This is a genomic window from Acidovorax soli, from assembly GCF_014207955.1.
GTDB lineage: Bacteria > Pseudomonadota > Gammaproteobacteria > Burkholderiales > Burkholderiaceae_C > Acidovorax > Acidovorax soli_A.
Map to the genome: position 1 here is coordinate 12801 of NZ_JACHLK010000018.1, position 13356 is coordinate 26156.

At 67.7% G+C, this 13356-nt stretch carries 14 protein-coding genes; 2 read left to right on the forward strand and 12 right to left on the reverse strand.

The window, feature by feature from the left end:
* Positions 1 to 4: 4 nt before the first annotated feature.
* The 8 genes from HNP48_RS29820 to HNP48_RS29855 all read right to left on the reverse strand — a co-directional run bounded on the left by HNP48_RS29820 (position 5) and on the right by HNP48_RS29855 (position 6760).
* Positions 5 to 409 carry a type II toxin-antitoxin system death-on-curing family toxin gene (locus HNP48_RS29820; protein ID WP_184864169.1) on the reverse strand — a complete coding sequence of 135 codons (405 nt, stop codon included), beginning with the start codon at positions 407 to 409 and terminating at the stop codon, positions 5 to 7.
* A complete protein-coding gene (locus HNP48_RS29825) occupies positions 406 to 630 on the reverse strand; it encodes an AbrB/MazE/SpoVT family DNA-binding domain-containing protein (RefSeq protein WP_145696226.1) in 225 nt (74 codons plus the stop codon). The genes HNP48_RS29820 and HNP48_RS29825 overlap by 4 nt, the downstream gene beginning before the upstream one ends.
* Before the next feature lie 61 nt (positions 631 to 691).
* Positions 692 to 1438 (reverse strand): aspartate/glutamate racemase family protein, encoded by a 747-nt coding sequence (locus HNP48_RS29830; RefSeq protein ID WP_184864171.1) that lies wholly within the window; start codon positions 1436 to 1438, stop codon positions 692 to 694.
* Positions 1439 to 1442: 4 nt separating this feature from the next.
* Complete coding sequence (locus tag HNP48_RS29835) at positions 1443 to 2210, reverse strand: GntR family transcriptional regulator (RefSeq protein WP_184864173.1); 768 nt, start codon at positions 2208 to 2210, stop codon at positions 1443 to 1445.
* A 71-nt stretch (positions 2211 to 2281) separates the two neighbouring features.
* Positions 2282 to 3175, reverse strand: a complete 894-nt coding sequence (locus HNP48_RS29840; protein WP_184864175.1) for an ABC transporter permease — start codon at positions 3173 to 3175, stop codon at positions 2282 to 2284.
* A gap of 31 nt (positions 3176 to 3206) precedes the next feature.
* Entirely contained in the window at positions 3207 to 4121 is a 915-nt protein-coding gene (locus HNP48_RS29845) for an ABC transporter permease (protein ID WP_184864177.1), read from the reverse strand.
* A gap of 165 nt (positions 4122 to 4286) precedes the next feature.
* On the reverse strand, positions 4287 to 5585 hold the full coding sequence (locus HNP48_RS29850; protein ID WP_184864179.1) for a PotD/PotF family extracellular solute-binding protein: 1299 nt from the start codon (positions 5583 to 5585) through the stop codon (positions 4287 to 4289).
* 68 nt (positions 5586 to 5653) lie between these two features.
* Complete coding sequence (locus tag HNP48_RS29855) at positions 5654 to 6760, reverse strand: ABC transporter ATP-binding protein (RefSeq protein WP_184864181.1); 1107 nt, start codon at positions 6758 to 6760, stop codon at positions 5654 to 5656.
* Positions 6761 to 7039: 279 nt separating this feature from the next.
* Between HNP48_RS29855 and HNP48_RS29860 the strand changes: the two genes are divergently transcribed.
* Complete coding sequence (locus HNP48_RS29860) at positions 7040 to 8173, forward strand: GGDEF domain-containing protein (protein WP_260420429.1); 1134 nt, start codon at positions 7040 to 7042, stop codon at positions 8171 to 8173.
* A gap of 4 nt (positions 8174 to 8177) precedes the next feature.
* Here the strand turns inward: HNP48_RS29860 and HNP48_RS29865 are convergent, their stop codons facing one another.
* From HNP48_RS29865 to HNP48_RS29875, 3 genes are read right to left on the reverse strand one after another with little or no spacing between them, the layout of a single operon-like run.
* Positions 8178 to 9026, reverse strand: a complete 849-nt coding sequence (locus HNP48_RS29865; protein WP_409362591.1) for an HpcH/HpaI aldolase/citrate lyase family protein — start codon at positions 9024 to 9026, stop codon at positions 8178 to 8180.
* A gap of 5 nt (positions 9027 to 9031) precedes the next feature.
* Entirely contained in the window at positions 9032 to 10213 is a 1182-nt protein-coding gene (locus tag HNP48_RS29870) for a CaiB/BaiF CoA-transferase family protein (protein WP_184864185.1), read from the reverse strand.
* A gap of 20 nt (positions 10214 to 10233) precedes the next feature.
* Complete coding sequence (locus HNP48_RS29875) at positions 10234 to 11208, reverse strand: tripartite tricarboxylate transporter substrate binding protein (protein WP_184864187.1); 975 nt, start codon at positions 11206 to 11208, stop codon at positions 10234 to 10236.
* Positions 11209 to 11341: 133 nt separating this feature from the next.
* Between HNP48_RS29875 and HNP48_RS29880 the strand changes: the two genes are divergently transcribed.
* Complete coding sequence (locus HNP48_RS29880) at positions 11342 to 12265, forward strand: LysR family transcriptional regulator (RefSeq protein WP_184864189.1); 924 nt, start codon at positions 11342 to 11344, stop codon at positions 12263 to 12265.
* 6 nt (positions 12266 to 12271) lie between these two features.
* On the opposite strand, the gene cobT is transcribed toward HNP48_RS29880, so the two are convergent.
* Positions 12272 to 13327, reverse strand: a complete 1056-nt coding sequence (cobT, locus tag HNP48_RS29885; RefSeq protein ID WP_184864191.1) for a nicotinate-nucleotide--dimethylbenzimidazole phosphoribosyltransferase — start codon at positions 13325 to 13327, stop codon at positions 12272 to 12274.
* Between the last annotated feature and the right edge of the window lie 29 nt (positions 13328 to 13356).

Genomic DNA, 13356 nt, shown 5'->3' on the forward strand with positions numbered 1-13356 from the left:
GACCTCAGCGTGTCACGCGAGGACCGGTGTGCACACGCAACCAGGCGGCAAAGGCATCTTCCGTCCACTCCCCCGAGGCCACGGCCAACATGGCCACTGTGGCCTCAGCCTGGGTGGCCTGTAGCCGCAGGCCGTTCAGGTAGAGAAACAAACCCACGGCCAGAAATGCCGCACGCTTGTTTCCATCCACGAAAGGGTGGTTCTTCGCCAGCCCCACGCCATAACTGGCCGCCAGCATCGCCGCGTCGGGCGGTTCGGCTGCATCTGCATAAGACACGATGTTCTGCGGGCGCATCAAGGCGGATTCCAGCAATCCCTCGTTGCGCATGCCTTCTCGGCCACCATGGGTGGCAAGGCTTTCCCCGTGCAGAAGCATCAAGGCCTGTTTGCTAACCCAGCGCCAATTCATTTGGCGAGCTGGTGGAAGGTGTCTTTGAAGTCCTGCATGAACTCACGCCCCGCCTTGATTTCCTCTTCCAGGGTTGGGTCGTAAGGGGTCAGAGCGTATCCATCGGGAGTCTCGGTCAAAAAGATGGATTCGCCTTTGCTGAGCTTGAGCCTCGCCAGCGCCTCTTTGGGCAGCACCACACCGACGGAATTCCCGATCTGGGTCAGCTTGAGCATGTGCATGGCGGTTCTTTCAGTTATTACGAATGTAATACTAAAACAGGCCATGCACAGAGTCAAACAGCTACGAAACGGCCTTCAGACCCAGCGCCGCCATCGCGTCCGACACCCCCTCCCACGCCACATCGAACGCCGGCACACTGCGCTCGGGTGGCACGGCGTTGGCGCGCAGCGCCCAGTGGGCGCCAGCCACCACGCTGTCGATCACGGGCACGCCCACCTGGGACTGCACGGCCGCAGCCATGCCGGCCAGGCCGGCACCGCCCAGGATGACGGACTGCACGCCCATCTGGCGCACCACGTCGCGGCAGGCCTGGGCCAGCAAGGCGCGGGCGGCCACGGGGTCGGCCGCGAGCTGGGCGCCCGTGGGGGCCACGGTGTGGATGCCGGCCAGCGCATGGGCATGGCCCAGGGCCTGGGCCAGGCGCTGCAGCATGGGGCCCCAGCGCTCGCCGCCGGTCACGATGGCATAGCGGCCGTGGCGTGCGGCCTCGATGAAGGAGGCCTCGGCCAGGCCGGTGACGGGCACGGGGCTGCTCTCGCGCAGCGCCATCAGGCCCGGGTCGCCGAAGCAGCCGATGAGCACGGCGCTGGGCGGCGAAGCATGGGCGGACACGTCGAGCGCCCAGGCGTCGAGCGCGGCATGCGCGGCCACGGCGTAGCTGGCCTCGCAGGCGATATAGGGTGCGCCGAAGCGCGCGGTGGCGGTGCGCACCACCACGTGCGAGCCCGCGGCGGCCTGCACATGCTGCTGCAGCAGCGCGCTGACCCTGGGGGATGTGTTCGGATTGATGACGAGCAGGTGGCGCATGGCCTCAGGCTCCCAGCAAGGTGGCCAGGTCCGGTACCTCGCTCGCCGGTGGCGTGAATTCCAGCTGCGTTTCGATGCGCGCCAGGTGGTCCAGCATGCGGCGTGCGGCCTCCTTGGGGTCGCGCAGACGGATGGCGTCGATCAGCGCGCGGTGCTCGCGGCAACCGCAGGCGGTCGCTTCCTCGCGCTCGCGCGCGTGGCTGGGGCTGTAGGTCATGAGGATCAGCGAGGTGCGCGAGACCAGCTCGCGCAGGATGCGCCCCAGCGTCTGGTGCCCGGCCGCCTGCGCGATGTGCAGGTGGAAGTCGCCCGACAGGCGGATGGCGCGGCGCATGTCGCCCCCTGCGCGCGCAGACTCCTCTTCGTCCACGCAGGCGCGCAGCGCGGCAATGTGTTCGTCGGTGGCGTTGGCGATGAAGAGCTCCACCAGGCGCGGCTCCAGCAGGCGGCGCGCCTCGAAGACTTCGAGCGCCTCCTCGGGCGTGGGCTGGGCGATGGAGGCGCCGCGGTTGGGTGTGAGCGTGACCACCTGCTCGTTGGCCAGGCGCACCAGCACCGGCCGCACGCGCGTGCGCGAGACACCGAAGGCGGCCGCGAGCTTGTCCTCCACCAGCTTGGTGCCGGGCGGCAGCCGGTGGTCGAGGATGGCCGAGACCATGCGCTCGTACATGTCGTTGTCGCTGAGCAGGCCAGTGGAGGGCGGCTCGGCGTCTGCCGGCGCAGCAGCAAGGGCTGCGCGCGCGCGGCGTCGTGGTGTGGGGGCGGCAGTCATGGGTTTGTCGGTACGCAGGCGCACGGGGGCAGTCTCATGGCGGCTGTCTTGTGGTGGCTGTCTTCTGGCGGCTAGTGGGCCCGCCCCTTCTTGCGCTGGCCCAGGGCCCAGACCAGGGCCAGGGTGATGCCCATGACCACGAAGGACACCACCGTGGTCAGCGTGCCCAGCGCGTAGATCGAGGGCGTGGTCACGGTGCTGGTCAGGCCCTGCAGTTCCAGCGGCAAGGTGTTCACATCGCCAATGGCCTGCGAGGTGCGGGCGATCTCGTCCCAGCTCAGCGTGAAGCCGAACATGCCGATGCCCACGACCGAGGGCGCGATCAGCGGCAGCACCACATGGGCAAAGCCCTGCCATGGGGTGGCGCCCAGGTCGCGTGCAGCCTCTTCGTACGAAGGGCTGAAGCGGTTGAACACCGCGAACATGATGAGCAGGCCGAAGGGCAGCGTCCAGGTCAGGTGCGCGCCCAGGGCCGAGGTGAACAGGCCCAGCGAGGTGCCATAGCCCTCCAGCGTGCTCTCCATGCCCAGCCATTCGAGCGCGGCCTTGAGGCCGGTATCGACCAGGCGGAACTCCAGCCCGATGCCCAGCGAGACGATGATGGACGGCATGATGAGGCTGGCCACGACGATGAAGAACAGCGTGTTGCCGCCCGCCAGCCGCTTGCGAAAGGCCAGGCCGGCCAGCACCGACAGCACCACCGTGCACAGCATCACCGCCACGCCCAGGCCGAGCGAGCGCCACAGCGCCGCGCCGATGTCCACCACGCCCAGGCCCTCGGCCAGCTTGTAAAACCAGTGCAGCGACACGCCGCGCATGGGGAAGGTCAGCCCGCCCTCAGGGCCCTGGAAGCTCAGGATGAAGATGACGAACATGGGCCCGTACATGAACAGCACGAACAGGCTGAACACGATGGCCAGAATCCAGAAGCTGGCGGGGCGGGATTCGCGGATGCGGGCTTTCATGCGGGTGTCCTGTGGGTGTTGGCAGCGTGGTTCAAAGCTCTTTGCGAATGTCGACCAGGCGCGTCAGCCCCCAGATGATCATCAGCACCACCGCGAGCAAAATCACGGCATTGGCCGCCGCCAGCGGGAACTGCAGGTACGAGGTCTGCACCTGGATGATCTTGCCGATGGAGGCGATCTGCTGGCCCCCCATCACCCCGATGGTCACGAAGTCGCCCATGACGATGGTGATCACGAAGATCGACCCGATGATGATGCCGGTGCGCGAGAGCGGCACGATCACGTTCCACAGCGTCTGCCAGCCACTGGCTCCGCTGTCGCTGGCGGCCTCGATAAGGCTGCGGTCGATGCGCATCATGCTGTTGAAGATGGGCACGATCATGAACATGGTGTACAGGTGCACGAAGGCCAGCACCACCGAAAAATCCGAGAACAGCAGCCACTCCACCGGCTGGTCCACCAGGCCGGTACCCACCAGGCCCTGGTTGACCAGGCCGTTGCGCCCCAAGAGCGGCACCCACGAGATCATGCGGATCACGTTCGAGGTCCAGAACGGGATGGTGCACAGCACGAACAGTAGCGTCTGCATGCCCGAGGAACGCACATGAAAGGCCAGGAAATAGGCCACGGTGAAGCCGATCACCAGCGTGATCAGCCACACGAGAAAACTGAACTTGAGCGTTGAATAGTAGGTCTTGAGCGTGACGCACAACCCCTCCGACGCATCGCCACAGCCCGCAAAGATGGAGATGTAGTTCTTGAACGTGAAACCGGGCAACAACTCGTACTCGTTGAAGTCCCAGAAGCTGACCATCACGATCAGCGCCAGCGGCACCAAAAAGAACAGCACGAACACCAGCGTGAACGGCGCCGCCTGCCACCAGGCGGCAATGCCGCGCCCGGGAACGGCAGCAGCAGGCAAAGTCGGGTTATTGGTGATGCTCATGTGTGCAATTCAGATATCAGCAGCGCCGCACGCTGCCTTCGAAACCGGCGCGGCCAAAGGCCAGTGCCCCCGTGCAAGGGCCGCCCCGCCGCACCGGGGGCGTCCCCCTCCCAGATTGCGAAGCAATATGAGAGAGGGGGAAGGCGCGAAGCGACTCAGGGGGAGTTACGCTGCTACAAACTCGTTCCACTTCTGGACCATGTAGTTGTTCTCGTCCATCAGCGCGTTCCAGCAGGCGATACCGCCCATGCGCGACTCATAGCTGCCGCCGTCGCGCACCGCGCCGGACTTGGCCAGCACGTCGCCGTTAGGGCTCTTGATGTCCTGCGTGGCGGGCTTGCCTTCCATCCAGTAGGCCCACTCGTAGGCTTCCATCTTGGACTTGGCGGTCTCCAGCACGGCGCTGTAGTAGCCCTGGCGGTTCAGGTAGGCACCAGCCCAGCCGTCCAGGAACCAGTTGATGAACTCGTAAGCGCCGTCGAGCTTACGGCCCGACAGGGTGGCCGGCAGGCCGAAGCCGGCAGCCCAGGCGCGGTAGCCTTCCTTGAGCGGCTGGAAGTTGCAGGCGATGCCCTTGGTGCGCACGGCCGTGACGGCAGGGCTCCACATGGACTGGATCACCACCTCGCCCGAGGCCATGAGGTTCACCGACTCGTTGAAGTCCTTCCACAGCGCGCGGAACTGGCCCTGCTTCTTGGCCTCGATCAGGGTCTTGATCGTCAGGTCGATTTCCTTCTTGGTCATGTTGCCCTTGTCAGGGTACTTGTACAGGCCCAGGGACTCGACCACCATGGCGGCGTCCATGATGCCGATGGAAGGAATGTTCAGAATCGCGGCCTTGCCCTTGAACTCGGCATTGAGCAACTCGGCCCAGGAGTTGATGGGGCGCTTGATCAGGTCGGGGCGGATGCCCAGCGTGTCGGCGTTGTACACGGTGGGGATCAGCGACATGAACTGCGTGGGCGCCGTGGCGAACTTCTTGGACTTCTCGCCCTCCAGGTAGATCACCTTCTTGGGCGCCGTGCCCTGGTCACCCACGGCCTTGCCGGCCACCATGCCGGTGGTGAACAGCGTGGTGATCTTGTCGGCGTTCTTGATGCGCTTGGTGTCGATGCCCTTGAGGTTGCCCGTGGGCACGATCTTCTTGAGCGAGAAGTACTCGGTGTCGATCAGATCGAAGCTGTTGGGCGCGGTCACGGCGCGCTTGGTCACATCGTCGGTGGTCACGGCCACGTACTGGATCTCGATGCCGGTGTCGGCCTTGAACTTCTCGGCGATGGCCTTGTCCTGGTTCACAGCCGTGCCCAGGTAGCGCAGCACGATCTTTTCCTGCGCATGCACGGCCGGGAACACGCCGGCGGCCAGGATGCCCGCCGTGCCTTTGAGCAGCGAGCGGCGCTGCACGCCGCCGGTGGTGTCGGATGCGGCAACAGCGGGGGAATCAGCACGAGAGTCGTCGGACATGGGAAAGCTCCTTGGTTTGCGGGTGGAGGGTTGGGAAACAGACAACAACAACGGACAAAGAAAACAGGTCAGGCAGGTACCGCCTGCGCGGTGGCGGTTGCCACCGCAGGTGCAGCGGCTGGCGCCGTGGCAGGCCGGGTCAACGGGTGGGCCTGCTCAGGCGTCCAGTGCAGCTGCACGGCCTGGCCCACTTCGTAGGGTTGGGCGGCAAAGGCGGCTTCGGGCACCATCACCGAGTAGGCCGCCGTGGCATTGGCCGACAGGGCCACGCCCTGCTTTTGCAGGCCCAGCAGCACATAGGTGCCCTGGTATTCCACATCGGTCACCACGGCCTGCATGTGCTGGGCGCCCCAGGGCAGCGGCGAGCCCTGCGGCAGCACCTGCAGGTGGTCGGTGCGCACACCGACCTTGCCATCCGGCGTGTCGATCACGTTGTGGCCCCCCATGAAGCGCGCCACGAATTCGCTGGCAGGCCGGTTGTAGACCTCGAGGGGCGAGCCGACCTGCTCGATCACGCCGTGGTTCATCACCACCATGGTGTCGGCCAGGGCCATGGCCTCTTCTTGCGAATGGGTCACGTGGATGAAGGTCAGGCCCAGCTCCTTCTGCCAGCGGCGCAGCTCGGCGCGCATCTGGATGCGCAGGAACGGGTCGAGCGCCGACAGCGGCTCATCGAGCAGCAGCACGCGCGGCTGGGTGATCAGGGCACGCGCCAGCGCCACGCGCTGCTGCTGCCCGCCCGAGAGCTCGGCCGGCTTGCGCTCGGCCAGGTGGCCCATGGCCACGCGTTCGAGCAGGTCGCGCGCCTTGGCCTGGCGCTCGGCCTTGGCCACGCCCTTCATCTTGAGGCTGAAGGCCACGTTGTCCAGCGCAGACAGGTGCGGGAACAGCGCAAAGCTCTGGAACATCATGGCCGTGCCGCGCGCCGCAGCGGGCAGGTCGGTGATGTTGCGGTTCTCGAGCAGGATGTCGCCGCTGGTCACCGACTCGTGTCCGGCGATCATGCGCAAGGTGGTGCTCTTGCCGCAGCCCGAAGGGCCCAGCAGGCAGCAGTAGCTGCCGCTGGCGATGCGCAGGTTGATCGCATCCACGGCGGGCTTGCCGCTGGCATAGCGCTTGGTGAGCGCCACGATCTCGATGGCGGCCGGGGGCTGGGCAGGCGTGGTGTCTTGCATGCCTGGGCTTACGCAAACCACGTGCCAGGTTTTGCACACAATGTTTGGTGCAGTTTGTATACAAAATGCACCGTTGCTGTGCGCAAGCCCGCCCGGAGCGGGTGCAGGCGGCACCAAAATCGACCGCAGCGCCCGTCGCGCAAGCACCACATACGCCATTCGGCACCAATGCCGTTCCTCGGACAAGTGTCCTGCCGGCCCGGTCGCTGGCTATACTGGCTGTTCACGGAAACATTTCTTTACGTCCGCCCGCCCAGCGTTCCCCACCCTCCCCGCAGGATGACGAACCTCGACCCTCGCTCCATGATCGCCCTGGCGGGGTTCATGTCCGCCCTGATGGCCATCGTGCTGGCCTGCATGCGGCGCTACTACCCACCCCACATCCGGGGCATCGGCGCCTGGGCGGCGGCCCCCGTGTTCTGGCTCGCCTCCACCGCCCTGTTCAGTTCGCGCGGCCTGGTGCCCGACTGGATGGGCCTGGTGGGTGCCAACACCCTGCTGGTGCTGGGCACCATGACCTACTACATGGGCACGCGCGCCTTCCTGGGGCACCGCCACACCTGGCGCATCTGGAGTGGCGTGCTGCTGCTGTGCCTGGGCGTCTTCACCTGGCTGTCCTACGGCTGGCCCAACTACGAGGCCCGGCTGACCTTCTTCACGCTGGTGATGTCGTGCATCTATGGCGCGCAGCTGCGCTTTCTGCTGCGCTTTGGCGGCAGCAACTTTCCGGTGCGGCTGGTGGAGGTGGTGCTGGTGCTGCACCTGGCAACCCTGCTGATGCGCCTGGGCTCCATCTTTGCCGGGCACACGGGCGCCAACCTCATGGAGCCGTCGATCTACCAGAACCTGTACATCGGCGCCTACGCGCTCACGGTGCTCATGCTGTCCATCGGCGCGCTGCTCATGGCCACCGATCGCCTGCGCACCGAGCTAGAGCACCTGGCCACGCACGACTCGCTGACCCCGGCACTCAACCGGCGCGCGCTGCTGCAGCGCTGCGAGGAGGAGATCGAGCGCGCGCGCCGCTACGGCGGCGGCCCCTCGCTGATGATGCTGGACCTGGACCACTTCAAGGCCGTGAACGACAGCTGCGGCCACCAGCACGGCGACGCCGTGCTGGTGCACTTCGTGGGCCGCACCCTGGCCGTGCTGCGCACGCCCGACCGCATGGGCCGCTATGGCGGCGAGGAATTCATGGTGCTGCTGCCCGGTACCGACGCGACGGCCGCGCTCAACGTGGCGCGGCGCATCCACGCCACACTGGCCGTGGGCCATGCGCTCGACTGCAAGGTGAGCATCGGCCTCACGCAATGGACGGGGCCTGAGGACACGCTGGATGCCATGCTGGCACGTGCGGACGCGGCGCTGTACCGCGCCAAAGCGCAAGGCCGCAACCAGACCGTGGTCGGTTAGCGCCTCAGGCCCGCGCCACCAGGCGTGCAGCCAACGCCAGCACCGGCGCATCGACCATGCGGCCATCGAGCCGGAACACGGCACCACCGTGCGCGGGCGCCGCCTCCAGCACCCTTGCAGCCCACGCCAGTTCCTCCGGTCCCGGGGCAAACGCTGCCTGCACCGGCGCCACCTGGGCGGGGTGGATGCACAGCTTGCCGCCAAAGCCCAGGCGCCGGCTGCGTGCCGTGTCTTGCTGCAGGCGCGGCAGGTCGTCCGTGGCCGTGGTCACGCCATCCACCGGCGCGGCCAGGCCGGCGCGGCGCGAAGCGCGCGCGAATGCTAGGCGCACGGGCAGCAGTTCGGCCTCGTCGGGGCCGCACTCCATGCCCAGATCGACCTGGAAGTCGAGGTGGCCAAAGGCCAGACGCACCACCTGGGGGGCCCGGGCCAGGGTGTCGAGCGCATCCAGCCCGGCATTCGATTCGACCAGCGGCACCAGCAGGCCCTCTGGGCCGAGGGCGTTGGCCACGGCCTGGAGCACCCCGGCCGACTCGGCCTTGGCCACCATGGCGCCCGCCAGGCCCTGCGCCACGCAGGCGGCCACCGCGGCTACGTCGTCGGCATGCCAGGGGGTGCCGGCGGCGTTGGTGCGCACCAGCAGGCGCGCGCGCTCGCCGGGCTCCAGGCCCTGCACGGCGGACAGCAGGGCGGTGCGCGCCGCAGCCTTGTCATCGGGTGCGACCGCATCCTCCAGGTCCACGACCACGGCGCCTGCACCACTGGCCAATGCCTTGGCGATGCGCTCGGGCCGTGTGGCAGGAACGAACAGGAAGGTGGTGGCGCGGGCAATGGCGCCTTGCACTGAAGGCATGCCCATCAGATGGCCTTGCTGGCGCGCAGCGCGGCCACTTGTTCGTCATTGCGCCCCAGGGCGCGCAGGATGGCCTCAGTGTGCTCGCCCACGGCAGGGATCGGGTCCATGCGGTAGGCAAAGCTGCTGTGCGCACCGGGGGGCAGCAGTGCATCGAGCGGGCCCTCGGGCGTGTCCACCTGCTGCACCCGGCCGCGCGCCTGCAGCTGCGGGTGGGCCCAGACCTCGGCCATGGTGTTCATGCGGGCGTTGGCAATGTGCGCGTCTTCCAACCGCCCAATGACCTGGGCGGCCGTGAGCGTGCCGAACACTGCCAGGATCAAGGCCTTGAGTTCGGCGCGGTGCTCGTTGCGCCGGGCATTGCTGTCAAAGCGCGGATCGTCCGCCAGCCCCGGCTGCAGCATCACGTGTTCGCAGAACAGCTTCCACTCGCGCTCGTTCTGCAGGCCCAGCATCACCGTGCCGCCGTCGCCCGCGACAAACGGACCATAGGGGTAGATGGTGGCGTGCGAGGCCGCATTGCGCGGCGGCGGCGTGGCGCCGCCATAGGCGTAGTACAGGGGAAAACCCATCCACTCGGCCAGCGATTCGAGCATGGACACATCGATGCGCGAGCCCTGCCCCGTCTTCTCGCGCTGCATCAGCGCGGCCAGCACGCTGGTGTAGGCATACATGCCCGCCGCAATGTCGGCAATCGAGTTGCCCGACTTGCAGGGTTCCTCGGGCGTGCCGGTCACCGAGAGATAGCCCGCCTCGCTCTGGATCAGCAGGTCGTAGGCCTTCTTGTCGCGGTAAGGGCCATCGCTGCCGTAGCCCGAGATATCGCAGACGACGAGGCGCGGGTTTTGCACCTGCAAGGCCTCCCACGACAGGCCCATGCGCGCGGCGGCGCCGGGCGCGAGGTTCTGCACCAGCACGTCGGCGCTGGCCAGCAGCTCCCACAGCACGGCCAGGGCCTCGGGCTGCTTGAGGTCGAGCGTGAGGCTTTCCTTGGAGCGGTTGACCCAGACGAAGTGCGAGGCCATGCCCTGGGCGCGCGTGTCGTAGTCGCGCGCAAAGTCGCCGCCGCCCGGGCGCTCGACCTTGATGACGCGCGCCCCCAGGTCGGCCAGCTGGCGGGTGCAGAACGGGGCGGCGATCGCATGCTCGAGCGACACCACCGTGATGTGGTCCAGGGGGCGGGTCATGGCAGTGTTCTTCAACTCAGTCAGTCAACCGTGGCGCCGGAAGTCTTGACCACCTTGGCCCACTTCGTGAGGTCTTCCTGCAGCAGCGCGGCGAATTGATCGGGCGTGGTCTTGGGTGCAATCTCCACACCCTGCAGCTCCAGCTTGTCGCGCAGGTCCTTGGCGGTCAATGCGGAGGCCATGCCGTCCTGCAGTTTGGACTGGGTATCGGCCGGCAAGCCCGCGGGAGCGAACAGGCCGATCCACAGCGTGCCGTTGTAGCCGGCCACGGTCTCTGCAATGGTGGGCACATCGGGCAATACGGGCGAGCGCGTGGCGCCGCTCACCGCCAGGGCGCGCAGCTTGCCGGCCTTGATGTGCGAGAGCGCCGAGGGCATGCTCGCAAACACGATGGGCAACTGGCCGCCCAGCACGTCGTTGATCGCCGGGGCCACGCCCTTGTAGGGCACATGCTGCAGCTGGATGCCGGCCATGCTGTTGAGCATTTCGCCGAGCAGGTGGTTGAGCGTGCCGTTGCCGGCCGATGCGTACTGGTAGTGGCCGGGCTTGGATTTCGCCAAGGCCACCAGTTCCGCCATGTTGCGCGCAGGGAACGATGGGTTGACCAGCAGCACATTGGGCACAGCACCGATCAGGCCCACGGGCTTGAAGTCCTTGACCGGGTCGAAGCCGGGGTTCTTGAAAAGGGCGGGGTTGATGGCCTGGCTGCTGCTGATGGTCATGAGCAGGGTGTAGCCGTCCTTGGGCGCCTTGGCCACGAACTGCGTGCCGATGTTGCCGCCCGCGCCGGGCCGGTTCTCCACCACGGTGGCGCCGCCCAGCACCTCGCCGAGCTTCTGGCCCACCAGGCGGCCCACGATGTCGTTGGTGCCGCCGGCGGCCTGGGGCACGACCAGGGTGATGGGGCGGTTGGGGTAGCTGGCCTGGGCGGTGGCCAGCAGGGGTGCGGCCAGCAGGGCAGCGAGGGCGGTGCGGCGCGAGGCGGTGAACTTCATGCGGTGTGTCTCCAGCGTGTTCTCGGAAAGTGGCGCATGTTCGCCCGCCAGACCGCTTCGCACAATCACGCATTTCGGAACCGGGCTTTCGGAATTTCCGAAACCTCGCGGCCCTGGGCGGTACCATGGCGCCATGCAGTTCGACCTGACCGACCTGCGCCTGTTCGTGCTCACGGCCGAGCAAGGCGCCCTCTCCCGTGCCGCTGCTGCGCGCCACCTGTCGCTGGCAGCGGCCAGTGCGCGCATCAAGGCCCTGGAGGAGCAGGCGGGCATGCCCCTGCTGTACCGCGAGGCGCGCGGCATGCGCACCACGCCCGCGGGCGAGGCCTTTCTGCACCATGCGCGCGGCGTGCTGCGCCAGGCCGAGCAGTTGCGCGCCGACCTGCAGGAGTACAGCGGCGGCCTGCGCGGCCATGTGCGCGTGTTCGCCAACACCACGGCGGTGACGGACTTCATGCCCGAGATCCTGCCCGCCTTCCTCGCGGCGAACCCGCGCGTGAACGTGGAGCTTCAGGAAACACCGAACGCCGAGATCCCGCGCGGTGTGCGCGACGGGCGTGCCGACATCGGCATCGTGGCCGGCCAGGTGGACACCCTGGGCTTGCAAGCCATCCACTTCAGCACCGACCGCCTGGCCCTCGTGGTGCCACGTGGCCACCGCTTTGCACGGCGCAGGCGCATGGCCTTTGCGCAGACGCTGGACGAGCCCATGGTGGGCATGCACCCGGCCAGCACGCTGCAGACCTTTCTGGCCCAGGTGACCGAGCAGCTCGGCCAGACGCAAAAGCTGCGTGTGCAGCTGTCGAGCTTCGACGCCATGTGCCGCATGATCGGCGCCGGGGTGGGCATCGGCATCGTGCCCGAGAGCGCGGCACGCCGCTACCTCGATCCCATGGGCCTGGTGCTGATCGAGCTGGACGACACCTGGAGCGTGCGCGAGCGCTACATCCTGGTGCGCGAGTCAGGGCGCATACCGGCGTATGCGCAGGCGCTCATTGACCTGCTGCGCGCGCACCACCAGGCCCCGGCCGAAAAACCCGCACGCCGCAGGCGCTGAGCTGCATCAGCTCTTGTTGTCCACGCCTGCGGACTCGAAGCTCGCCATCTCCGCCAGCACTGCGCAGGCCGACTGCAGCAGCGGCCAGGCCAGGGCTGCGCCCGAACCCTCGCCCAGGCGCAGGCCCAGGTCCAGCAGGGGTTCGGCCTGCATCTGCGCCAGCATGAGGCTGTGGCCGCGCTCGCCCGAACGGTGGGCGAACACGCAGCGCTGCAGCACGGTGGGCTGCAGGCGGCTTGCCACCAGCACGGCAGCGCTGGTGATGAAGCCGTCGACCACGATGACCCGGCGCTCGGCCGCGGCCTGCAGCACGGCGCCCACCAGGGTCGCGACCTCGTAGCCGCCCAGGGCGGCCAGTGCCTCTAGGGGGCTGGAGGCCTGGGCATTCACGTCCAGCGCCTGCTGCAGCACGGCGCGTTTGCGTTCGATGCCGGCGGCATCCAGCCCGGTGCCGGCGCCGGTCACCTCGGCCAGCGGCAGGCCGGCCAGGCGCGCCAGCAGCAGCGAGGCGACCGAGGTGTTGGCAATGCCCATCTCGCCCAGCAGCAGCGCGTTGCCGGGCAGGCCGCGCACCACCTCCATGCCGTTGGCGATGGCCTGCTGGCACTGCTCGGCGCTCATGGCCGGGCCCACCGACGCATCGGCCGTGCCCGGTGCCACCTTGCGCAGCAGCAACTGGGGCGCGCCCGGGGCTGCCTCGCGCGGTGCAATGGGTTTGGCCACGCCGCAGTCCACCACCGTAAGGGCCAGGCCGTGCTGGCGCGCGAGCACGCTCACGGCCGCGCCACCGGCCAGGAAGTTCTCCACCATCTGCCACGTCACATCGCTCGGGAAAGCCGACACACCGCGCGCGGCAATGCCATGATCGCCCGCACAGACCAGCATCTGCGGCTGCACGAGCTGCGGCGCCTCAGTGCCCAGCACCTGGCCGATGCGCAGGGCCAGGGCCTCGATGCGGCCAAGCGAGCCCAGGGGCTTGGTCTTGAAATCGATGATGTGCTGCAGGCGCGCCGTGAGGGCGGCGTCGGTGAGGTCGGCAATGGCGGGGATGGCAAAGGACATGGGGATCGTCAAAAGGAGAAGTGAAAAGA

Excerpts from the sequence above, each read along its gene's own strand:
- HNP48_RS29820 (WP_184864169.1), bottom strand. The coding sequence starts at position 409 with ATGAATTGGCGCTGGGTTAGCAAACAGGCCTTGATGCTTCTGCACGGG.
- HNP48_RS29825 (WP_145696226.1), bottom strand. The coding sequence starts at position 630 with ATGCACATGCTCAAGCTGACCCAGATCGGGAATTCCGTCGGTGTGGTG.
- HNP48_RS29830 (WP_184864171.1), bottom strand. The coding sequence starts at position 1,438 with ATGCGCCACCTGCTCGTCATCAATCCGAACACATCCCCCAGGGTCAGC.
- HNP48_RS29835 (WP_184864173.1), bottom strand. The coding sequence starts at position 2,210 with ATGACTGCCGCCCCCACACCACGACGCCGCGCGCGCGCAGCCCTTGCT.
- HNP48_RS29840 (WP_184864175.1), bottom strand. The coding sequence starts at position 3,175 with ATGAAAGCCCGCATCCGCGAATCCCGCCCCGCCAGCTTCTGGATTCTG.
- HNP48_RS29845 (WP_184864177.1), bottom strand. The coding sequence starts at position 4,121 with ATGAGCATCACCAATAACCCGACTTTGCCTGCTGCTGCCGTTCCCGGG.
- HNP48_RS29850 (WP_184864179.1), bottom strand. The coding sequence starts at position 5,585 with ATGTCCGACGACTCTCGTGCTGATTCCCCCGCTGTTGCCGCATCCGAC.
- HNP48_RS29855 (WP_184864181.1), bottom strand. The coding sequence starts at position 6,760 with ATGCAAGACACCACGCCTGCCCAGCCCCCGGCCGCCATCGAGATCGTG.
- HNP48_RS29860 (WP_260420429.1), top strand. The coding sequence starts at position 7,040 with ATGACGAACCTCGACCCTCGCTCCATGATCGCCCTGGCGGGGTTCATG.
- HNP48_RS29865 (WP_409362591.1), bottom strand. The coding sequence starts at position 9,026 with ATGCCTTCAGTGCAAGGCGCCATTGCCCGCGCCACCACCTTCCTGTTC.
- HNP48_RS29870 (WP_184864185.1), bottom strand. The coding sequence starts at position 10,213 with ATGACCCGCCCCCTGGACCACATCACGGTGGTGTCGCTCGAGCATGCG.
- HNP48_RS29875 (WP_184864187.1), bottom strand. The coding sequence starts at position 11,208 with ATGAAGTTCACCGCCTCGCGCCGCACCGCCCTCGCTGCCCTGCTGGCC.
- HNP48_RS29880 (WP_184864189.1), top strand. The coding sequence starts at position 11,342 with ATGCAGTTCGACCTGACCGACCTGCGCCTGTTCGTGCTCACGGCCGAG.
- cobT (WP_184864191.1), bottom strand. The coding sequence starts at position 13,327 with ATGTCCTTTGCCATCCCCGCCATTGCCGACCTCACCGACGCCGCCCTC.